General features: G+C 71.0%; 22 protein-coding genes. 13 read left to right on the top strand and 9 right to left on the bottom strand.

Annotation, left to right across the window (positions count from 1 at the left end; genetic code table 11):
• Together V5F49_RS14605 and V5F49_RS14600 are read right to left on the bottom strand one after the other, a co-directional pair.
• The gene (locus V5F49_RS14605) at positions 1–354 is read right to left on the bottom strand and encodes a hypothetical protein (protein ID WP_394116998.1); all 354 of its coding nucleotides are present in this window, start codon (positions 352–354) and stop codon (positions 1–3) included.
• A gap of 166 nt (positions 355–520) precedes the next feature.
• Positions 521–1144, bottom strand: a complete 624-nt coding sequence (locus tag V5F49_RS14600) for a glutathione S-transferase family protein (RefSeq protein WP_394116997.1) — start codon at positions 1142–1144, stop codon at positions 521–523.
• Positions 1145–1407: 263 nt separating this feature from the next.
• Between V5F49_RS14600 and V5F49_RS14595 the strand changes: the two genes are divergently transcribed.
• The 5 genes from V5F49_RS14595 (at position 1408) to msrP (ending at position 5670) form a co-directional block, all read left to right on the top strand.
• A complete protein-coding gene (locus tag V5F49_RS14595; protein ID WP_394116996.1) occupies positions 1408–2610 on the top strand; it encodes a pyridoxal phosphate-dependent aminotransferase in 1203 nt (400 codons plus the stop codon).
• A 135-nt stretch (positions 2611–2745) separates the two neighbouring features.
• Complete coding sequence (locus V5F49_RS14590) at positions 2746–3219, top strand: DUF992 domain-containing protein (RefSeq protein WP_394116995.1); 474 nt, start codon at positions 2746–2748, stop codon at positions 3217–3219.
• Positions 3220–3458: 239 nt separating this feature from the next.
• Complete coding sequence (locus V5F49_RS14585) at positions 3459–3971, top strand: DUF992 domain-containing protein (protein WP_394116994.1); 513 nt, start codon at positions 3459–3461, stop codon at positions 3969–3971.
• Positions 3972–4101: 130 nt separating this feature from the next.
• The gene (locus V5F49_RS14580) at positions 4102–4596 is read left to right on the top strand and encodes a DUF992 domain-containing protein (RefSeq protein ID WP_394116993.1); all 495 of its coding nucleotides are present in this window, start codon (positions 4102–4104) and stop codon (positions 4594–4596) included.
• 96 nt (positions 4597–4692) lie between these two features.
• Positions 4693–5670: a protein-methionine-sulfoxide reductase catalytic subunit MsrP gene (gene msrP, locus V5F49_RS14575; RefSeq protein ID WP_394116992.1), complete on the top strand. Its 978-nt coding sequence runs from the start codon at positions 4693–4695 to the stop codon at positions 5668–5670.
• Between the two features lie 100 nt (positions 5671–5770).
• Here the strand turns inward: msrP and V5F49_RS14570 are convergent, their stop codons facing one another.
• Positions 5771–7093: an alanine racemase gene (locus tag V5F49_RS14570; RefSeq protein ID WP_394116991.1), complete on the bottom strand. Its 1323-nt coding sequence runs from the start codon at positions 7091–7093 to the stop codon at positions 5771–5773.
• 252 nt (positions 7094–7345) lie between these two features.
• Between V5F49_RS14570 and V5F49_RS14565 the strand changes: the two genes are divergently transcribed.
• The 5 genes from V5F49_RS14565 to V5F49_RS14545 all read left to right on the top strand — a co-directional run bounded on the left by V5F49_RS14565 (position 7346) and on the right by V5F49_RS14545 (position 11303).
• The gene (locus tag V5F49_RS14565) at positions 7346–7810 is read left to right on the top strand and encodes a hypothetical protein (protein ID WP_394117162.1); all 465 of its coding nucleotides are present in this window, start codon (positions 7346–7348) and stop codon (positions 7808–7810) included.
• 20 nt (positions 7811–7830) lie between these two features.
• Positions 7831–8547 carry a ribonuclease T2 family protein gene (locus tag V5F49_RS14560; protein WP_394116990.1) on the top strand — a complete coding sequence of 239 codons (717 nt, stop codon included), beginning with the start codon at positions 7831–7833 and terminating at the stop codon, positions 8545–8547.
• A 63-nt stretch (positions 8548–8610) separates the two neighbouring features.
• Positions 8611–9459, top strand: a complete 849-nt coding sequence (locus tag V5F49_RS14555) for a 23S rRNA (adenine(2030)-N(6))-methyltransferase RlmJ (RefSeq protein ID WP_394116989.1) — start codon at positions 8611–8613, stop codon at positions 9457–9459.
• A gap of 254 nt (positions 9460–9713) precedes the next feature.
• Positions 9714–10625: a hypothetical protein gene (locus V5F49_RS14550; protein ID WP_394116988.1), complete on the top strand. Its 912-nt coding sequence runs from the start codon at positions 9714–9716 to the stop codon at positions 10623–10625.
• Positions 10626–10703: 78 nt separating this feature from the next.
• On the top strand, positions 10704–11303 hold the full coding sequence (locus V5F49_RS14545; protein ID WP_394116987.1) for a glutathione S-transferase family protein: 600 nt from the start codon (positions 10704–10706) through the stop codon (positions 11301–11303).
• Positions 11304–11392: 89 nt separating this feature from the next.
• Here the strand turns inward: V5F49_RS14545 and V5F49_RS14540 are convergent, their stop codons facing one another.
• On the bottom strand, positions 11393–11782 hold the full coding sequence (locus V5F49_RS14540; RefSeq protein WP_394116986.1) for a DUF1236 domain-containing protein: 390 nt from the start codon (positions 11780–11782) through the stop codon (positions 11393–11395).
• 195 nt (positions 11783–11977) lie between these two features.
• Positions 11978–13414: an aspartate aminotransferase family protein gene (locus V5F49_RS14535; protein WP_394116985.1), complete on the bottom strand. Its 1437-nt coding sequence runs from the start codon at positions 13412–13414 to the stop codon at positions 11978–11980.
• A 216-nt stretch (positions 13415–13630) separates the two neighbouring features.
• Between V5F49_RS14535 and tmpT the strand changes: the two genes are divergently transcribed.
• Positions 13631–14272: a thiopurine S-methyltransferase gene (tmpT, locus tag V5F49_RS14530; RefSeq protein ID WP_394116984.1), complete on the top strand. Its 642-nt coding sequence runs from the start codon at positions 13631–13633 to the stop codon at positions 14270–14272.
• A gap of 24 nt (positions 14273–14296) precedes the next feature.
• Here the strand turns inward: tmpT and V5F49_RS14525 are convergent, their stop codons facing one another.
• From V5F49_RS14525 to V5F49_RS14515, 3 genes are all read right to left on the bottom strand, one after another.
• A complete protein-coding gene (locus tag V5F49_RS14525) occupies positions 14297–15778 on the bottom strand; it encodes an aldehyde dehydrogenase (protein ID WP_394116983.1) in 1482 nt (493 codons plus the stop codon).
• A gap of 98 nt (positions 15779–15876) precedes the next feature.
• Positions 15877–16014 carry a DNA gyrase inhibitor YacG gene (locus tag V5F49_RS14520; RefSeq protein ID WP_509210697.1) on the bottom strand — a complete coding sequence of 46 codons (138 nt, stop codon included), beginning with the start codon at positions 16012–16014 and terminating at the stop codon, positions 15877–15879.
• A gap of 812 nt (positions 16015–16826) precedes the next feature.
• Entirely contained in the window at positions 16827–17447 is a 621-nt protein-coding gene (locus V5F49_RS14515) for a Maf-like protein (protein WP_394116981.1), read from the bottom strand.
• Between the two features lie 218 nt (positions 17448–17665).
• On the opposite strand from V5F49_RS14515, the gene V5F49_RS14510 reads away from it, so the two are divergent.
• Positions 17666–18481: a WYL domain-containing protein gene (locus V5F49_RS14510; protein WP_394116980.1), complete on the top strand. Its 816-nt coding sequence runs from the start codon at positions 17666–17668 to the stop codon at positions 18479–18481.
• Positions 18482–18920: 439 nt separating this feature from the next.
• Positions 18921–19214 (top strand): hypothetical protein, encoded by a 294-nt coding sequence (locus V5F49_RS14505; RefSeq protein ID WP_394116979.1) that lies wholly within the window; start codon positions 18921–18923, stop codon positions 19212–19214.
• A gap of 3 nt (positions 19215–19217) precedes the next feature.
• On the opposite strand, the gene V5F49_RS14500 is transcribed toward V5F49_RS14505, so the two are convergent.
• Positions 19218–19550, bottom strand: a complete 333-nt coding sequence (locus V5F49_RS14500; protein WP_394116978.1) for a hypothetical protein — start codon at positions 19548–19550, stop codon at positions 19218–19220.
• Positions 19551–19607: the final 57 nt, after the last annotated feature.

The raw sequence follows: 19607 nt of genomic DNA, 5'->3' as shown, positions 1-19607 counted from the left end.
TCAACGCCGCTGGCGCTGGGCGCGCACGCGCGCCAGCCGCAGCGCGGCCCGGCGGGCGACGAGCAGGCCGATGCCCGCAAGCGCGATGCCCGCCACCACGGCGGAATTGTCGATCATGCTATGGACGATGAGGCTCGCGGCGGCCGCATGGTCGGCGCTCAGCACGAAGGCGACCGCGCCGATGGCGAGCATGAGGGCGAAGGTGAGCGCGGCCTGCGCCAGGGCGTCGCCGATCTTGTGGGCGCGCACCGCACGGGCGAGCACCTCCGGATCCGCATGCGACGCCGTTACGGCCGGCATGTCGAGCCGGCCGAGGGTCAGGTGCCGAATTTCCATGTCACCGTGATTGGACATGATGATCTCGCTCAAGAAGAACGTGCCCCCGCAACGTCTGGGAAAACGAATCAGTTCCGTCTTCCGCAAAGCAGAGTGGAAAGAAATCATGGCCACACGGCGGCTTGGCCTTCGGCAATAATGGCAAAATGATGGCCGATCCTCACGGGATCGCGATTCATCCCCGCTATGCTGGCGCGACCGAGGGACGCCACCCGATGTCCACATGCCCCGGCTCCCCCGCCACCCGGTCCAGCCAGCCGCGGATGGCCGGGAAGGTGGCGAGCGAGAAGTCCCCCTCCTCCGCCACATGGGTGTGGGCATAGAGCGCGAGGTCGGCGATGGTGAGCGCATCGCCGACAAAGTAGCGCCGGCCGGCGAGGTGACGCTCCATCACCTTCAGGGCGGCGTAGCCCTCCTCCATCCAGCGGTCCACGTCATGGGCGCGCAGCTCGCGCCCGCCGCGCACCTGCTTCAGCCAGAAGCGGGCGGCGGCGATGCCGGGCTCGTGGCTGTGCTGCTCGAAGAACATCCAGCGCAGGGTCTCGGCCCGGTCCAGCGGATCGGCCGGCAGGAAGCGCGAGCCCTCGGCGAGGTAGAACAGGATGGCGTTGGATTCGGCCAGCAGCCGCCCGTCCACGTCGAGCAGCGGCACCCTGCCCTCCGGGTTCATGGCGAGGAATTCCGGCGTGCGGTTCTCGCCGGCGAAGATGTCCACCTCCACCAGGCGGAACGGCCGGTCCAGCATGGCCAGCATCAGCCGCACCTTGTAGGAATTGCCGGAGGTCTGCGTCGAATAGAGCGTCAGCACCTCATTCCTCCCTCGGCGCCGGTTGCGCCCCGCATGTGGCGCGCCTCGACCTTGGCCGCAAGGGCCGCTGCCCGACAAGCCGCCGCGGGCTGCGTCCATTACCGCACGCAAGGGCTGGCATTCATGATCGTTGCTTGTTTGCAGGCTGCGGCTGAACTAGTGTCCGCGCGCGCCGGCGGCCGCCGGCACTCGATCATGCCATTCGCCTAAAGCCCGCGTCGCCCGGCCCCCGTGCGGCGGGGCATGTCCGGAGCCTCAAGGCCATGAGCCTCATCTCGTCCGCGCTGAAGCGCATCAACCCCTCGCCCACGATCGCCATCTCCAACAAGGCGCGTGAGCTGAAGGCGGCGGGCCGGGACATCATCGCGCTCTCGGCCGGCGAGCCCGACTTCGACACCCCCGAGAACATCAAGGAAGCGGCCATCGCCGCCATCCGCCGCGGCGAGACCAAGTACACCGCCGTCGACGGCATTCCCGAGCTGAAGGCCGCCATCTGCCGCAAGTTCAAGCGGGAGAACGGGCTGGACTACAAGCCCTCGCAGGTGTCCGTGGGCACCGGCGGCAAGCAGGTGCTGTTCAACGCGCTTGTGGCGACGCTCGACGCCGGCGACGAGGTCATCATCCCCGCGCCCTACTGGGTGAGCTATCCGGACATCGTGGAATTCTGCGGCGGCAAGCCGGTGCCGGCCATGACCACCATCGAGGACAATTTCAAGCTGCGTCCCGAGGTGCTGGAAGCCGCCATCACCCCCAAGACCAAGTGGCTCATCTTCAACTCGCCGTCCAACCCGTCCGGCGCGGCCTACAGCTTCGACGAGCTGAAGGCGCTCACCGACGTGCTGGTGAAGCATCCCCACGTGTGGATCCTCACCGACGACATGTACGAGCACCTCGTCTACGACGACTTCAAGTTCGTCACCCCGGCGCAGGTGGAGCCCGCCCTCTACGACCGCACGCTGACCATGAACGGCGTGTCCAAGGCCTATTGCATGACCGGCTGGCGCATCGGCTACGCCGCCGGTCCCGAGCCGCTCATCAAGGCCATGGGGACGCTGCAGTCGCAGTCCACCTCCAACCCCTCCTCCATCGCCCAGTGGGCGGCGGTCGAGGCTCTGGACGGGCCGCAGGACTTCATCGCCGAGAACAACAAGGTGTTCAAGGAGCGGCGCGACCTCGTGGTCTCCATGCTCAACCAGGCGAAGGGCCTCACCTGCCCCAAGCCCGAGGGCGCGTTCTACGTGTTCCCCTCCTGCGCCGGCACCATCGGCAAGACCACTCCGTCGGGCGCCAGGATCGCCACCGACGAGGACTTCGCCACCCAGCTGCTGGAGGCGGAGGGCGTCGCGGTTGTCCACGGCACGGCGTTCGGCCTCGGCCCGGCGTTCCGTATCTCGTACGCCACCGCCACCACGGACCTTGAGGAAGCCTGCCGCCGCATCCAGCGTTTCTGCGGCTCGCTCACCTGAAACGCGGCGTCAACGCGAAAAAAGGAACCCGTGGCCTTTAGAAGCGTTGGCGCTGCATTGAAGTCTGGGCTAAGGCTTCGCAGTCGTCGGGCGGAGGGAATCATCCCGCCCGCTTCCCACAGGAGGAACGACATCATGAAGACTGTTCTCAAGGCCGGCCTCGCTGCCGCCGCCGTGCTCGTTGCTGGCGCGATGCCTGCTTCCGCCCAGTCGCGCGTCCAGGTGGGCACCCTCGTGTGCTCGCTCGCGCCCAACATCAGCTTCGTGCTCGGCTCCGTGCGCGAGATGAGCTGCGCCTTCCGTCCGTCGGTGCGCGGCGCCAAGCCCTCCACCTACACCGGCGTGACCCGTCGCTTCGGCCTCGACGTCGGCTTCTCCGGCTCCGGCGAGCTGGTGTGGGGCGTGTTCGCTCCGACCGCCGTCGTCGGCAAGGGCGCGCTGCGCGGCACCTATGTTGGCGCCTCCAGCAACGCCTCGATCGGCGTGGGCCTCGGCGCCAACGTGCTGGTGGGCGGTTCGCAGAACACCATCGCGCTGCAGCCCCTCTCGGTGCAGGGCCAGACCGGCCTCAACATCGCCCTCGGCGTCTCCGACCTCACCCTGCGCTGATTCGGCCCCTGCCGCTGCGGCGTCCGCGCGCCTCCGGCGCGTGCCGCAGCGATATGGCCCTGGAAGCACAGTCGTGCAAAGCGCCCCCGGCCTGCCGGGGGCGTTTTCGTTTTCAAGGGCCTGGACCTGTTTCCCGACAGGCCTTGCCTCACCGCGCCACAATGCGGCAGCGACGGCGTTGCCACCGGCGGCGGCTTGGTCATACCTCTCGCGCAGTGCCGCCTTTCCGGGAAAGATCCATGCGCTTCCTGATCGCCACCGCCCTTGTCCTCGCCACGGCCGCCGCCGCGACCGCCCAGCCCCTGCCGCCGCCGATGCCGGTGACCCCGCAGGCGCCCAAGGTCCAGTCGGGCCTGCTGGTGTGCAAGGTGGCGCCGTCCATCGGCTTCGTGCTCGGCTCCATGCGTGAGATGGGCTGCGAGCTGCGCGACACCACGGTGCAGCCCTATCTGGTGAAATCCCGCTACAAGGGCACCATCGCCCGCTTCGGCATCGACATCGGCGCCCTGGCGGCCGACACCCTGGCCTGGGCCGTGTTCGCCCCCAGCGTCGACGTGAGCCCCAGCGACATCGCCGGCAGCTACATCGGCGTTTCCGCCGACGCCGCATGGACCATCGGCGGCGGCGCGAACGTGCTGCTCGGCGGCTCCAACAACCAGATCGCGCTGCAGACCGTCTCGGTGGAGGGCATGGTCGGCGCGGACGTGGCCGCCGGCATCGCCGATCTCACCCTCACCTTGCTGCCCAACTAAGGCCGCAACCGCGCATTTTTCCGCCTTGCGCCCGGTCCGTTCTTGAAAATGTCGGATCTCGCGCGCCAGATGGGAGGCGCCGGCCACGGTTTCGGGCCGGCGCGCCACCCTGTTGCGGAGGGGTCGTCCAATGTCTCGTCTCGCCCGGCTCATCGCCGGTGCCATCATGTGCCTGCCGGTGACCATTCCCGCCAGCGGCGCGAACATGCCGCAGGTCTCGGCCGGCCTGCTGGAATGCCGGGGCGAGTTTGCCACCGCCTACGGCTTCGGCTCCACCCGCAAGGTCCGCTGCGAGTTCCGCCCCTCCATGGGCATGAATCACTATTACGCCGGCACCCTCGACCGCGTGGGCCTGGACTTCGGCATCTCCGACCAGGCCAGCATGCTGTGGGCGGTGCTCGCCACCGCGCCTCAGGTGGAGCCGGGGGCGCTGGCCGGGACCTATTCCGGCATCTCCACCGGCTTCGCGCTGGGGCCGGGCTTCTCCGCCAACATGCTGGCCTCGCAGGATGCGGCCCGGCAAGTGACGCTCCAGCCCCTCAGCGTTTCGTCCGACAGCGGGCTCAGCCTGTCCATCGCCGGCGCCACGCTGAAGCTCGAGCCGGCCGCGGTCAATCCACACTGAATTGTCAGACGGCTCCGTTCGATCACACGGCCGTTTGAATTGCCCGCCCGAGCCCGCCGCCGCAATCCTGCGCCCCGCAACGCAGGAGAGCACGGCATGTATGTGAAACGCAGGCGGGGCTGGGAAATTCCCGAGTCACAGGCGACGCCGGAACACGTCTACCTGTCCCGCCGCGAGGTGCTGGGGGCCGGGGCGATGCTGCTGGCCGGGGCAGGCGCCGCGGGCCTTGCCACGCCGGCGGCGGCGCAGCGGGTGAGCGACCTGCCGGACCCCTCCTCCGGCCTCTATCCCGCCCCCCGCAACGAGCGCTACACCCTGGACCGGCCGGTCACGCCCGAGGCCAAGTCCAGCACCGTCAACAATTATTACGAGTTCAGCTACGGCAAGAACGTCGCTCCCTCCATGAGCCGGTTCGAGCGCCGGCCCTGGGTGGTGAAGATCGACGGCATGGTGGACAAGCCGCTGGAGCTGGGCATCGACGACCTCCTCGCCAAGGTGAAGCTGGAGGAGCGGCTGTACCGGCACCGGTGCGTGGAGGCGTGGTCCATGGCGGTGCCTTGGACCGGCTTTCCCATGCGCGACCTGGTGGCGCTGGCGGCCCCCTCATCCGGCGCGCGATTCGTGCGGATGGAGACCTTCCTGAACCCGAAAGTCGCGCCGAATCAAAGGGATTTCCGCTACCCTTGGCCCTATGTGGAGGGCCTGACCCTGGCGGAGGCGACCAATGATCTCGCCTTCCTCGTCACCGGGGTCTACGGCAAGCCCGCACCCGGCCAGTACGGTGCGCCGCTTCGCCTCGTAACGCCTTGGAAATACGGCTTCAAATCCATCAAGGCCATCACCCGCTTCACCTTCACCGACACCCAGCCGCTGAGCTTCTGGGAGGAGGTGCAGGGGTCGGAATACGGCTTCTGGGCCAATGTGAATCCCAAGGTCGCCCATCCCCGCTGGAGCCAGGCGACGGAGGAGGACATCACCACCGGCAGCCGCCGCCCGACCCTGCTGTTCAACGGCTACGGCGAGTTCGTGGCCGATCTCTACAAGGGCCGCGAGGGCGAGCGCATCTGGTTCTGAGCCTTCACGAGGTTCGGCACCTTCGGCGGGTTCGGGTTCGGCAACACCCGGCCCGCCGGGGCGGTGGTCCGGGCGCCCGCCTGCCCCTTCCCGGCGCGTCTCACCCCTCCGCCGCCGCCTCGGGCCCGGCCCCGCCCCCGGCGCCGATCGTCGGGTGGGTGCCGCCCCGGCGCTCCGGCTCGGCGAAGCCGGCGGGGGCGTCGCCCGCCTCGAACGGGGTGTCCACCTCCACGAAGGTATCCGGGTAGAAGCCATTGAAGCGGGTGCGCAGGGAGAGGGAGTAGGCCCCCATGTGGCCGATCTCGATCCAGTCGCCCGTGTCCACGCTTCCCGGCAGGTAGAAGGGGCGCGAGAGCACGTCCACGCTGTCGCAGGTGGCGCCGTAGATGCGGAACGGCTCGATGCGGTCTGCCCGGCCGGAGCGGCGGCGGCGCGCCGGGTCCTCGATATGGCGCACCGGCAGGAGGATCTTGCCGGTCCACGAATCGGACAGCGAGGCCCACACCCCGTCGTTGATGTAGAGCCGCTGCCCCTTCTTCAGCAGCACCCGCACGATGACCGAGAACGCCCGCGCCACGATCACCCGGCCCGGCTCGGCCACCAGCGGGGTATCGGCGAAGCCGTGCTCGGCCACGGCCGTGCGGATGCCGGCGATGATGCCCGGCAGGTCCGGCACCGGAGGCGCGGGGCGGCGCGGATCCTGCGCGTAGGTGGCCGGGAAGCCGCCGCCCACGTCGAGGGTCTCGACGGGCACGCCGGCGGCGGCGCGCACCTCGGCGGCCAGCGCGACGGCGCGGGTGTAGGTCTCCTTCTCCTCCACCTGGCTGCCCACGTGGAAGCACAGGCCGCAGCGCATCCCCACCCCATGGATGCGCTGGAGCAGCTCCGCCGCATGACCGGGCGCGGCGCCGAACTTGCGGGACAGCTCATAGGCCGCCTCCCCCCGGGTGGCGATGCGCACGAACAGGGTGAGGTCGGCGGGATCGAGATCGAGCGCGCGGACGATGCGCAGGATCTTCGCCACCTCGTCCTCATGGTCGAGGGCGGTGGCGCGGATGCGGTAGCGCTCCAGCGCGAGGCGGATGTCCGACTGCGCCTTCACCGGGTGCATGTAGAGCAACTCGGCCCCCGGCGCGGCGGCGCGGGCGGCGGCGAACTCGGCCGGGCTCGCCACATCGAAGGCGTTGATGCCCGCCCGCGCCAGCACGTCCAGCACCATGGGCTCGCCATTGGTCTTCACCGCATAGGCGGTCTTGCCGGGGAAGGCATCCACGAAGGCGCGGGCGTCGGCGGCCAGCACCTCGGGGCGGAAGCAGTAGACCGGATGGTCGGGCCGCAGCTCCAGCGCCGCCTCCCGCCCGGAGGCGAAACGCAGGCGCGGCGCCGATGCGGAGGGGGTGGCGGCGAAGCTCGGCTGGTGCAATTCGTCCTCCCGCGCGACAGTCCCGTCAGCATGCCGGCAGTTTCCGGCAGGCGCGCGGCGGCGGACAGCGTTAATTTTCTGCAAAGGTGTGGCCGCCGTGTCATTGACCGGGCGGAAACGGCGCCGCATCGTCCCCCGGATATGCGCCCCGAGGGGGCGGGGGGCCCTGACAGGGAGTGGACCATGCGGGATCGCGCGCGAGGGACGGCGACGGGGACAATCGGCGCCAACCCGCACACGACGGCGCGCGGCATGCGCGGCCTCGCCCGGCTCGCCGCCGCGGCGGTGGTGGCCGGCTGCGGCCTGCTGGCGACCGGCGCCACCGGCGCGAAGGCCGCCAACTGGCTGGAAATGAACTTCTGGCTCTCCGGCCCCAATTATTCCGGCGTGGTGCCCGCCTGCGACAGCCAGGCGGCGCTCGACCTCATCGCCACCCGCTTCGCCGAGACCGAGCGCCGGTTCTGGGCCTCCACCCTCTCCATCACCGATTTCGAGAAGGTGCACGAGATCGCCTTCCGCCCCTGGGGGCCGGAGTATCAGCCGCGCCGCTACTGCAAGGGCACGGTCTTCACCAACGACGCCAAGAAGCGCGCCATCTATTATTCCATCATCGAGGATGGCGGCTTCATCGGCGCCAGCTGGGGCGTGGAATGGTGCGTGGTCGGGCTCGACCGCTCCTACGCCTACGCCCCCTCCTGCAAGATGGCGGGTCCCTGAGGCCCCGGATGCAGCCCCCGGTGCGGCTCCCGCTCCGCGCGCCGGCGCGCCGCGCCGGCCTCATCGCCGCCGGCCCCTTCGCCGCGCTCGCGGCCCTGGCGCTCGCTTGCGTCGTGCTGCTGGGCCTCGCCGGCCCGGCCGCGGCGCAGCACGAGCCGGGGCGATTCGATTTCTACGTCCTCTCCCTCTCCTGGTCCCCCACCTATTGCGAGGACAAGGGCGAGGCCGCCTCCGGCGAGCCCCAGTGCCGCCGGGACCGGCCCTATGCCTTCGTGGTGCACGGCCTGTGGCCACAGTATGATCGCGGCTTTCCCGAGAGTTGCCAGCGCCCGCCGCCCTATGTGCCGAACGGCCTCGTCAATTCCATGCTGGACGTGATGCCGAGCCGCCGGCTCGTCATCTATGAATGGAAGAAGCACGGCACCTGCTCCGGCCTCTCCCCGCAGGGCTATTTCGACCTCGTGCGCGCCGCCCGCGCCAAGGTGGCGATCCCGCCCGAGTTCGTCCGCCTCGGCGACTACCGCATGATCTCCCCCGGCGAGGCCGAGGGCGCCTTCCTCGCCGCCAATCCCGGCCTTGCGCCGGACATGATGTCGGTGGAATGCGACCGGCGGCGGCTGAAGGAGGTGCGCATCTGCATGGGTCGCGACCTCGCCTTCCGCTCCTGCCCCGACGTGGACCGGCGCGCCTGCCGGCTGCCGCGCATGGTGATGCCGCCGGTGCGCGGCGGCAACTGAGGCGCCGGCTTCGGCCTCGCCCATCCGCCGCGACGCCCGCGCCCGGCGTGCTATAGACGCGCCATGAACTACCGCCACGCCTTCCATGCGGGCAATCCCGCCGACGTGATGAAGCACGCCGCGCTCGCCCGCGTCCTCGCCTATCTCTGCCGCAAGGAAGCGCCCTTCCGCGTGCTCGACACCCATGCCGGGGCCGGGCTCTACGATCTCGACGGCGCCAGCGCCCAGCGCACCGGCGAGGCGGAGGCCGGCATCGAGGCGGTGCTCGCCGCGCCGCTGCCGGAGCCGGCGGCCAGCCTGCTTGCGCCCTATCTCGACGCGGTGCGGCACCTGCGCGAAGGCGGCCGGCGGCTTTATCCCGGCTCGCCGGCGCTGGCGCTCGCCCTTTCCCGCCCGCAGGACCGCCTGCTCTTCTGCGAACTCCACAAGGAGGAGCGCGCCAAGCTGGAGAAGCGCGTCGGCGCCGATGCGCGCGCCAAGATCCTGCCCCAGGACGGCTGGCAGGCGCTGGCCGCCCACCTGCCGCCGCGCGAGCGGCGCGGGCTGGTGCTGGTGGACCCGCCGTTCGAGGAGCCGGGCGAGTTCCCGCGGCTGGTGGCGGGGCTGGAAGCGGCCTGCCGGCGCTTCGCCACCGGCATCTTCATGCTGTGGTACCCCATCAAGGACCTGCGCGCGGTGGACGCCTTCCGCCGCGACGTGGCGCGCCTCGGCCTGCCCAAGACGCTGCGGGTGGAGCTCGATTTCGCCACCGTGCGCAGCGTCGATGCCCTCTCGGGCTCCGGCCTCATCATCGTCAACCCGCCCTTCACGCTGGCCGACGAATTGCGCACCGTCCTCACCGCCATCGCCCCGCTGGTGGCCCGTGACGGCTCCGGACGCGTGCGTGTATCCTGGCTTACCGCCGGGGGTTGAGCCCGGCTCGCGGGGGACGGGGCATGGTTGGGCAGGGGCAACTGCCGCAAGGCGAGGGACCGCAAGCCAACACGCAGACAGGAAGCGCGGGCAGAGGGGCGCAGGCCGGGCCGGTCCCGGCGCGGGCGCCCCTGCCGGATCGGGGGTGGCCGGGCCGCGCGGCGGCCCTGTCCGTCTGCGTGACGATCCTAATTGGATCGCCCGGCGCTGCCCGGGCTGCGCCCCAAGAGGATTCGAAGCCGGCGCCGCAGGCCGTGCCGGCGGTCGCCCCGGCGGCCGCGCCGTGGGCCCAGCCCTTCGCCCCGGCGGTGGGCCGCCGATGGCGGATCGTCTCCGAAATCCGCTCAACCACAAAGACGAACGACGCTGAGGAGCAGTATTCGATTACTGCTAGCTATGATCTCGTCTACACCGCGCGCGAGGGCACCGGATATCGCGTCAGGATGGTGCTGCGCGAGGTGACAGTGGACAGCCTCCTCCCCGCCGCCCAAGCCGTCATGATCGCCTTTGAGGTGGTACGCGATGTCCCTGTCCTTGGAATCACCGACGCTGCCGGCCTGCCCCTGACGGTGGTGAACGCGACAGAGGTGCGCACCGCCTCCGCCGCCATGAGCGGGCGCGTGTTAGCCCAATACGCCGACAAGCCGCATCTCCTTCCCATCATGCGGCAGACGCTGGCCGGCGTGCAGGCGATCAGCGACACGCAAGCAGCGACCACCTGGCTCGCTCCGCTGACGCTGCTGGCCTCGGCCCAGAACACGCCCCTGAGGCCGGGGGAAGACACGCGCAGGGTCGACAGCCTGCCAAACCCCTTCGGCGGCCGATTGCGGGGCGAATCCGTGACACGGCTCGCCCCGGGTTCGCGGCCCGAGCACGTGACCGTTCTGTCGAGCAATACGCCTGACCCCGCCGCCCTGGGCGAAATGGCCCTCGGCATTCTCCGCCGGGTTGCCGCCGCTCAGCCGGGGGGTGGCGGCCTCAACGAGCAGAAGGCCAAACTGATGCTCAGCCAGATCCGGATAGACGTGAGCACCAACATGGAGATCGAAGTCGAGGGCGGCATGGCGCGCCACGCGCGTGCCACCTCCGCCTCCCGCATCGCCTTCTCCGGCCTGACCATGGACGTCGCCGCGATCCAAGTCCTCACCGTCAAGCCCGCGCCGTGACGTGGCGGCGCCAATTCCTGATTCCCCTGCCGCCGGAAACGATTTAGGGAAGGGCGTCCTCAAGCGGATGCCCCTCCCATGCTGCTGCGTCATTCCCCCACGTCCCCGTTCGTGCGCAAGGTGCGCGTCGCTGCCGGCCTGCTCGGCCTGAAGCTGGAGCTGGAGCCGGCCGACACGCTGGACCCCAACGATTCGCTTCGCCGCCAGAACCCGCTGGGCAAGATCCCGGCGCTGCTGGTGCCGGACGGCGAGGTGCTGTTCGATTCGCGCGTCATCCTCGCCTATTTCGATCACCTCGCCGGCGGCGACCGCATCCTCCCCACCGAGCCCAAGGCGCGCTTCCGGGCGCTGCGCCGCGAGGCGCTCGCCGACGGCATGATGGATGCCGGCATCCTGCTGCTCTACGAAGGGCGCTTCCGCCCGGCCGAGCGGCACGAGCCCAAGTGGCTGGAGCATCAGGCGCAGAAGCGCATGCGCGCGCTGGACGCGTTCGAGGCCGAAACCGGCGCCTTCGCCGGCCCCATCACCGTGGGCGACATCGCCCTCGCCTGCGCCCTCGCTTGGTTCGATTTCCGCTTCGGCGGCGACTGGCGGGAAGGCCGTCCCAACCTTGTGGCCTGGCTCGACGGCTTCATCGCCGCCTATCCCGCGTTCGGCGAGACGGCGCCGGTGGGCTGACCCGCCCGGCAAACCCGGACCCACATCGACGCGACACGCGCGGGGCGCCCCTTGGGCGCCCCGTTCCATGTCCGGCCGCGGCGGGTCCGCTACTCGACGATGTACACCACCCGGCGCGTGCCCGGCTCGACGATCACCCGGCGGTCGTTGACCACCGTGTACTCGTACTCATTGCTGTCGGGGATCTCGTAGAGCGCCACGCCGGCGGGCAGCGGGCGGCCCACCACCACCTCCTCGCGCACCCGCACGGAAGGCCGGCGCTCCTTCATCACATAGGTGCGGACCTCCATGGGCGGCTCGGCCGCCGCGCCGACGGTCGCCCCCACCGCGCCGCCGACGACGGCGCCCACCGGTCCGCCAACCACCGCGCCCACGGCCGCGCCGCCGACCGCACCGGTGGCGGTGGAGGCCTGGGCGAAGGCCGTGGCGGGCGCCATCAGGCCGAGAAGCACGGTGCCGATCACGATCTTGCTGCGCATGTTCCGTCTCCTGCTGCAATCACTTCGCAGCAGAAACCCTTGTCCATGCGCATTCGTTCCCACGGGCGAGGCCAATGGCGGCCACGCTCAGGTCATGCCACCTGCAAGATGACCCCGGAACGACCACTCATCTTCGGCTTTGCCTGAGCCGCGGGGCAGAACTACTTCCGCCCCGCTCACGCCGCAGGGGAATGCTCAGGCGACGCGGGCCGGCACGCGCGGCACCGGCACCATCAGCCCACGCTTGATCAGCTCCGCATGGGTCAGGTCCAGCACCCGCCAGGCGATGGCGACCAGTTCGTCCGCCTCCTCGTGGGAGAGGGTGAAGGGCGGGGCGAGGATCATGCCGTCGCGCACCGCGCGCATCACCAGCCCCTGCTTGAAGGAGAAATCGCGGCAGATGAGGCCCACCGTCCCCTCCTCCGCGGCGAAGGCGGCGCGGGTGGCCTTGTCCGGCGCCAGCTCCAGCGCGCCGATGAGGCCCACCATGCGCGCCTCGCCCACCAGCGGATGCTCGGCGAGCTTGAGCCAGCGTTCCTGCAGGTAGGGGCCGATGTCGGTCCGCACCCGGTCCACCAGCTTTTCCTCGTGCATGATCCTGAGGTTGGCCAGAGCCGCCGCGCAGCCGCCGGGATGGCCGGAATAGGTGTAGCCGTGATTGAAGTCGCCGCCGTGCTCGATGAAGCCTTCGGCGAAGCGGTCGCCGACGATCACGCCGCCGAGCGGGAAGTATCCGGAGGTCACGCCCTTGGCGAAGGTGATGAGATCCGGCTTCACGCCCATGAACTCGGCGCCGAACCACCGGCCCGTCCGGCCAAAGCCGCAGATCACCTCGTCGCAGATCAGCAGCACGTCGCGCTCGCGGCAGATCTTCTCCACCTCCGGCCAGTAGTTGGCGGGCGGGATGATGACGCCGCCGGCGCCCTGGATCGGCTCGCCGATGAAGGCGGCCACGTTCTCCGGCCCCGCCTCGTCGATGGCGCGGGCCACCTCGCGGGCGCAGTGAAGGCCGAAATCCTCGCGGCTCATCTCCCCGCCCTCGGCCCACCAATAGGGCTGGGCCACGTGGATGATGCCGGGAATGGGCAGGCCGCCCTGCGCGTGCATGGGCTTCATGCCGCCCAGCGAGGCGCCGCCCATGGTGGAGCCGTGGTAGCCGTTGCGGCGCGAGATGAAGATGTGCTTCTCCGGCTTGCCCATGGAGGCCCAGTAGTGGCGCACCATGCGCAGCACCGTGTCCACCGCCTCCGAGCCGCCGGAGGTGAAGAACACGTGGTTCATGTGCGCGGGCGCCACCTCGGAGATGGCGGCGGCAAGCTCCGCCGCGCCGGGGTGGGTGGTCTTGAAGAAGGTGTTGTAATAGTCGAGCTGGTGCAGCTGCTGGGCGATGGCGTCGACGATGGCGCTGCGCCCATGCCCCACCTGCGAGCACCACAGGCCGGACATGCCGTCGAGGATGCGGTTGCCCTCGCTGTCGATGACATAGACCCCCTCGGCCCGCGTGATGACCCGCACCCCTTCCGCGTTCAGCGCCTTCGTGTCGGAGAAGGGGTGGAGGTGATGGGCCGCGTCGAGCGCGCGCCAGTGGGCGGTGGAATTGGAGACGGGGGCCGGGTTGGACGGCGAGGTCACGATTGCGATGCTCCTTCAGGGCCGGGAGGCCAGCTTAGCCCCGGCGGCGCGCGTTTGAAATGTAACAAGTTGTCGGCGCATGGCTTTTCGCCGGCTCACGGTCTCGGTCCCGCCGGCCGCCGCGGCCCTGCGCCCATCGGCCGGATGCCGGCGGGAGGCGCGATCTGCTACGACGCCCCCATTCGCGCCGGCGCGCGGCACAGGAGGAGGCGGCGGATGGAACCCGATTTCTGGCACAAGCGGTGGGAAGCCAACCAGATCGGCTTCCATGAGGGCAGGCCCAACGCCTTCCTGGTCCGGCATGCGGCCAGCCTCGGCCTTGCTCCCGGCGCCCGCGTGTTCGTGCCCCTCTGCGGCAAGACGCGCGACATCTTCTGGCTGCTGGCGCAGGGCTTCCGGGTTGCCGGCGCCGAGCTGAGCCGGATCGCGGTGGAGCAGCTCTTCGCCGAGCTGGGGGTGGAACCGCAGGTGAGCGCGGCGGGCCCGCTGGAGCGCTTCGCCGCGCCGGGCATCGACATCTTCGTCGGCGACATCTTCGCGCTCGACGCCGGGACGCTGGGGAAGGTGGACGCGGTCTACGACCGGGCGGCGCTGGTGGCGCTGCCGCCGGACCTGCGGCCGCGCTATGCCGACCATCTGGTCGCGCTCACCGCCCGCGCGCCACAGCTGCTGATCTGCTTCACCTACGACCAGTCCGTCATGGCCGGCCCGCCCTTCTCGGTGCCGCCGGCGGAGACCCACGCGCTCTACGATGCGGACTTCCGCGTCACCGAGCTCGCCAGCGCCGAAGTGCCGGGCGGCCTCAGGGGCGCCTGCCCGGCGGTCGAGCATGTGTGGCTGCTGACGCCGGCGAGCTAGCGCGGCCACGGCCGGCCCTGCCTGTCAGAGCCGGGTCCAGACGGTCTTGAGATCGCAATATTTGTCGAGCGCGTGCAGGGACTTGTCGCGCCCGAAGCCGGACTGCTTCACGCCGCCGAACGGGGTGGTGATGTCGTCGGCGTCGAAGCAGTTCACATAGACCACGCCCGCCCGGAACCGCCGCGCCACCTTGTGGGCGGCGGCAAGGTCGGCGCTCCACACCGCCGCGCCGAGGCCGTAGACCGTCCCGTTGGCGATGGCGACCGCCTCGTCCAGCCCGTCGAAGCCGATCACCGACAGCACCGGGCCGAAGATCTCCTTCTGCGCCAGCGAGGACGCGGGCGCCACGTCGTCGAACACGGTGGGCGCCACGAAGGCGCCGCCGGTCTCCGCGCGCACCGCGCCACCGCCGGTGACGAGCCGCGCGCCCTCGGACAGGCCGGCCTCGATGGCGGAGAGAATGCGGCCCTGATGCTCGCGGCTCACCACCGCGCCGGCGCGGGCGGCGGGGTCCAGCGGATCGCCCGGCATCCAGCGCGGGGCGATGGCGGCGATGCGCTCCACCAGTTCGGCGCGGATGCGGTTGTCCACCAGCAGGCGCGAGGCGGCGGTGCACATCTCGCCCTGGTTGAAGAAGATGCCGGCAGCCACCTCTTCCGCCACCTTGTCGAGGTCCGGCACGTCGTGGGCCACCACGAAGGCGGTCTTGCCGCCGAGCTCCAGATAGACCCGCTTCAGGTTGCTCTCGGCCGAGTAGCGCATGAAGTAGCGCCCCACCTCGGTGGAGCCGGTGAAGGCGATGGCGTCCACGTCCGGGTGCAGGCCCAGCGCCCGCCCGGCTTCCACGCCGAGGCCGGGCACCACGTTGAACACGCCGGCGGGAATGCCCGCCTCCAGCGCCAGCTCGCCCAGCCGCAGCGCGGTGAGCGGGCTTTCCTCGGCCGGCTTCAGCACCACCGAATTGCCCATGGCGAGGGCCGGGGCCACCTTCCAGGCGGCCATGATCATGGGGAAGTTCCACGGGGTGACGCAGCCCACCACGCCGAGCGGCTCGCGCATGATGAGGGCGAGGTTGTCCGCCGTGGTGGGAGCGATCTCGCCATACACCTTGTCGCAGCACTCGCCGTAATAGGCGAAGCAGTCGGCGGTGGCGCGCACGTCCACGGCGCGGGCGTCCGAGATGGGCTTGCCCATGTTGAGCGTCTCGGTGAGCGCCAGCTCGTCGCGATGGGCGCGGATCAGCTCGGCGAAGCGCTGCAGGGCGCGCTTGCGCTCCAGCGGCCGCTGGCCGGCCCAGCGCCGGTCCTCGAAGGCGGCGCGCGCGGCCTTCACGGCGCGGTCCACGTCGGCGGCGTCGCAGGCGGCCACCTGCGCCAGGACGGTGCCGGTGGCGGGATTGACGGCGGCAAACGTGCGCCCGGAGGCGGCCGGCGCGAACGCCCCGTCCACCAGCGCCTCAGTCCGGAAGGTGGGGTGAGTGTCCGCCGTCCGTTCCGTCACCGCCATGATGTGCTCCTCGTGCGCCTCAGCTCCAGCAACCTCGCGCGCCGCTCATGGCGCCGTCAAGATGGCCGGGAGCGGCGGCGGAACGCGGGGCGCGGCGCTCAGCCCTCGCCGCCCGCCGGGGAGCCGCCGTCCTCGTCCTCCTCGTCGCGGCCGGCGATGGTGTAGCTGCCGGACAGCCACCGGTTCAGGTCCACGTCGGCGCAGCGCTTGGAGCAGAACGGCCGGTAGCGTTCCACCGGCGGCCGACCGCAGATGGGGCACGGACGCGGCGCGGGGGTGTCGCCGGAGGCGGAAGCCGGCGGCGCAGCGGGCTTCGCGGAAGGAGGGGCGGAGGGCTTAGGGGCGGCGGGCTTGGGGGCGGAGGGCTTGGGTGCGGCCGATTTGGGTGCGGCCGATTTGGGTCCACCCGACTTGCCTCCCGACGATTTGGGCCCCGTGGGCTTGGCATCCGTGGACTTGCCATCCGCGGACTTGCCATCCTTGGACTTGGCATCCTTGGATTTGGCATCCCTGGACTTGGCATCCTTGGATTTGGCATCCCTGGACTTGGCATCCCTGGACTTGGCATCCTTGGATCTGCCATCCGCCGATTTCGCTGCGCTCGCCTTGCCCGCGAGAGGCGCGGCCGCAGGGGATCTGGTCGCGGATTTCGACCCGGCGGATTCGGTCGCAGCGGGTTTGGCCCCAGCCGGCTTGGTGCCTTGCGTGTCGGCCGCTGCAGGGGCCTTTTCGGTCGCAGCAGGGCTCCTGCCGACAGCCGTCTTGCCGGCAGTGTTCCCGCCAGCCGGGGCCTCGTCCGCCGTGGCTTTGGCGGCAGGGGTTTTGGCGGCAGGGGTTTTGGCGGCAGGAGCTTTGGCGGCAGGAGCTTTGGCCGCACGGGCTTTGGCCGCAAGCGTTTTGGCGGCAGGAGCCTTGGTCGCTGAGGCCTTGCCAGCAGGAGTCGTGCCAACAGGGCCCTTGCCAGCAGAAGTCCTGGCCGGAGCCTTCCGTGCGTCCGTCTCTCCGGCGGTGTTCGCCGGCCCGTTGGCCGCGGGCGTCCTGCGCCCGCTCACGCGGCGCGCTCCACCCAGCCGGCGCGCACGTTGTAGCCCTGGCCGGAGATGAGGCCCACGGCCTCGGACAAAGGCAGGCCCACCACATTGGTGTAGGAGCCCACCAGCTTCACCACGAACGCCCCGGCGATGCCCTGGATGGCATAGCCGCCGGCCTTGCCGCGCCATTCGCCGCAGGCGAGGTAATCGTTGATCTCGTCGCGCGAGAGGCGCTTGAAGCGCACCCGGCTCTCCACCAGGCGGGTGGAGGCGCGGCCGCGCGGATCCACCAGGCACACGCCGGTATAGACGCGGTGGGTGCGGCCGGAGAGCAGCCGCAGGCAGGCTTCCGCCTCCTCCACCAGATCGGGCTTGGGCAGGATGCGCCGGCCCACCGCCACCACCGTGTCGGCGGAAAGGACGAGCGCGGTCATGCCCGCCTCCTTGGCGCGCTGGGCCACCAGCTTGCCCTTCTCCTCGGCGAGGCGCTGGGCGAGGCGGCGCGGCAGCTCGCCCCGCTCGGGGGTCTCGTCCACGTCGGCCGGCATCAGGAGGTCGGGCTCGATGCCGGCCTGATTGAGCAGCGCCAGCCGGCGGGGCGAGCCGGAGGCAAGGACGAGCTTGACCTGGTCGTTCACGGAAAACACCTTTCGGACCGCAGCGGGCGGGCCCTGTTCCTCTAGCCGAAAGGCGCCCGCCTGTGAACGCCCGCGCCGCCCGGCGCCGCCTTTGCCGGCGTGGCGTCCGGCCGGCGCGCGATGAGGCTGGATCGATCATCGTCCGCCGGCTATCAAGGAAGGAACCGGCCGGATCGGGGATCGGCCTTGGACTGGACCAGCCGCAGCGGGCGCCGACAATGAACGCCATCACCTCGCTCAAGTCGTTCCTGCTCGATCGGGTCGAGCTTCTCGGCTCGCCCTTCTACGCCCAGGCGGAACGCCTCTCCGTGCCGGCCGACGACCCGCACGACGAGCTTTCCGCCGAGCCGGCCGATGACCGCGACCCGGCCGAAGGCCAGTCCTTCGCCATCGACTACGTGGACCATGCCGGCAATCCCAGCCACCGGCGCATCTCGGTATGGGCGCTCCAGCGCAACGTGGAGGGCGTGCCGATCCTGATCGCCAAGTGCCACGAGCGGCAGGCCACCCGCGCCTTCCGGGTGGACCGCATCACCGGCGTCACCGATCTCGACGGCGTGCGGCGCGAGCCGCTCTCGCGCTTCTTCTTCGACACCTTCGGCTTCGTCTGGCCGAAGGACGCCATCGTGCTGCCGCCGCAGGAGGATGCGGACGTGCGCTGGGACCGCGTGCGCGGCATCATCCGCCGCGCCGGCGTGGTGCTGCTGGTCGCCCTCGCCCGCTCCGACCGGGAGATGCGCGCCGCCGAGGTGGAGGAGATCACCTTCTTCTGCGAGCGCGCGTGCACGGCGCAGGACATCGACCTCACCGGCGCCGAGCGCGAGCGGCTCGCCGCCCACATCGCCCGCCTGCGCCCCACCGCCGAGGCGGTGGAAAGCGCGCTCGACACGCTGCTGGCCAGCGGCAACGACGCCATCGCCGACCTGCTGCGCGCCGGCATGCGCGTCATCAGCGCCGACGGCGTGCTGCGGGAGGAAGAGGCGGTGATGCTGGACACCTTCTGCTTCGCCCTCACCGGCCGCCGCGTGCGCTGACCCCACGCCGGCCGCGCTGACCGGCCGGGTGACGGGGGAGCCGATCCCGCGCGGGGCGGGGAACCTGCGGCGCCCCTGAACCGGCACGGCGGGACCGGCAAGACATCGCGTCGTCCCTGCGGCATTGCGGGCCTCCGCGCATTGCGTGCCTCCGCGCATTGCGTGCTTCCGCGCCGCCTCCCGGGCGGGCATGCGCTCCGGGAGGCCGCGCTGGCGCGTCCTCCGCGCGCTGACGCCACCACCGCGCACGCGCCGGCGGACGCATGGAGCTTCCGGGCCAGCTCGGGCGCCGGCGGACGTCGGCCGCATCTGCGCGCCCCCTCCCCCCGCACCTCCCGCGCCGCGATCCATGCCCCGCCGCGCGGCCCGCGCAACCTGAGCGGCGCTGCGGCGTTCTCCTCCCGACGCGGGCCGGCCGCGTCGCAGGGGAGGACCGCACATGAACACCGCCAATCTCCAGATGGAGGGCCTGCTGCTCGCCCTCTCGCGGCTGATCGAGACGCTGCGCCTCAAGGGGCTGCTGACCCAGCAGGAGATCGAGGCCGCCCTGCGCGAGGCGGACGAGGCCGCCCGCACCGACTGCGCGGGCCGCAACATCTCCCCGGCGCAGGCGGAGGGGGTGCGCTTTCCCATCCGCTTCCTGCTCGCGGGCACCCACGCCGGCAGCGGGCCGGTGGCCACCTTCTCCAGCCTCGCCACGCTGATCGGCACCGGGCGCGACCGGCAGGGCTGAGCTTCAGCCCGCCACGACCGCCACCAGAACCGCCAGCAGCACGAGACCGAGGGCGATGAGGCCCCAGGTGCGCCAGTCCGGCGGGGCGCTGGCGGGGGCCCGGTTGTCCTCCTCGCTCAGCGGCTCGTAGAGCGCGCCCACGGAGGGATCGCCGTCGATGATGCGGTCGCCCTCCTGCGGCGGCCGCCAGCCGTCCCCGGGCAGGGCGCGGGTGGGCGTCATGCCCGCCGCCTCGTCGTCGGCGCCGAGGGGAGCGGCAGCGAGATCGGGGGCGCGCACCTTGTCGCCGGTGCGGCAGCTGTCGATGGCGTGGCGGAGCTTCTCGGCCTCGGCCATGGGCTTCTCCTCACATCCGCGAGCCGTGTCCGGCCCTGAGGAGGGAATGCCCAAGCG

Source organism: Xanthobacter lutulentifluminis, from assembly GCF_043194675.2.
Taxonomy (GTDB): domain Bacteria; phylum Pseudomonadota; class Alphaproteobacteria; order Rhizobiales; family Xanthobacteraceae; genus Xanthobacter.
The sequence above is the reverse complement of the archived record's forward strand: the minus strand, read 5'-3'. Positions and strand labels throughout refer to the sequence as shown.

Coding starts and splice junctions, on each gene's coding strand:
- V5F49_RS14540 (WP_394116986.1), bottom strand. CDS start 11,782: ATGCGCAGCAAGATCGTGATCGGCACCGTGCTTCTCGGCCTGATGGCG.
- V5F49_RS14605 (WP_394116998.1), bottom strand. CDS start 354: ATGTCCAATCACGGTGACATGGAAATTCGGCACCTGACCCTCGGCCGG.
- tmpT (WP_394116984.1), top strand. CDS start 13,631: ATGGAACCCGATTTCTGGCACAAGCGGTGGGAAGCCAACCAGATCGGC.
- V5F49_RS14565 (WP_394117162.1), top strand. CDS start 7,346: ATGCGCGGCCTCGCCCGGCTCGCCGCCGCGGCGGTGGTGGCCGGCTGC.
- V5F49_RS14500 (WP_394116978.1), bottom strand. CDS start 19,550: ATGGCCGAGGCCGAGAAGCTCCGCCACGCCATCGACAGCTGCCGCACC.
- V5F49_RS14590 (WP_394116995.1), top strand. CDS start 2,746: ATGAAGACTGTTCTCAAGGCCGGCCTCGCTGCCGCCGCCGTGCTCGTT.
- V5F49_RS14555 (WP_394116989.1), top strand. CDS start 8,611: ATGAACTACCGCCACGCCTTCCATGCGGGCAATCCCGCCGACGTGATG.
- V5F49_RS14585 (WP_394116994.1), top strand. CDS start 3,459: ATGCGCTTCCTGATCGCCACCGCCCTTGTCCTCGCCACGGCCGCCGCC.
- V5F49_RS14595 (WP_394116996.1), top strand. CDS start 1,408: ATGAGCCTCATCTCGTCCGCGCTGAAGCGCATCAACCCCTCGCCCACG.
- msrP (WP_394116992.1), top strand. CDS start 4,693: ATGTATGTGAAACGCAGGCGGGGCTGGGAAATTCCCGAGTCACAGGCG.
- V5F49_RS14545 (WP_394116987.1), top strand. CDS start 10,704: ATGCTGCTGCGTCATTCCCCCACGTCCCCGTTCGTGCGCAAGGTGCGC.
- V5F49_RS14525 (WP_394116983.1), bottom strand. CDS start 15,778: ATGGCGGTGACGGAACGGACGGCGGACACTCACCCCACCTTCCGGACT.
- V5F49_RS14505 (WP_394116979.1), top strand. CDS start 18,921: ATGAACACCGCCAATCTCCAGATGGAGGGCCTGCTGCTCGCCCTCTCG.
- V5F49_RS14580 (WP_394116993.1), top strand. CDS start 4,102: ATGTCTCGTCTCGCCCGGCTCATCGCCGGTGCCATCATGTGCCTGCCG.
- V5F49_RS14510 (WP_394116980.1), top strand. CDS start 17,666: ATGAACGCCATCACCTCGCTCAAGTCGTTCCTGCTCGATCGGGTCGAG.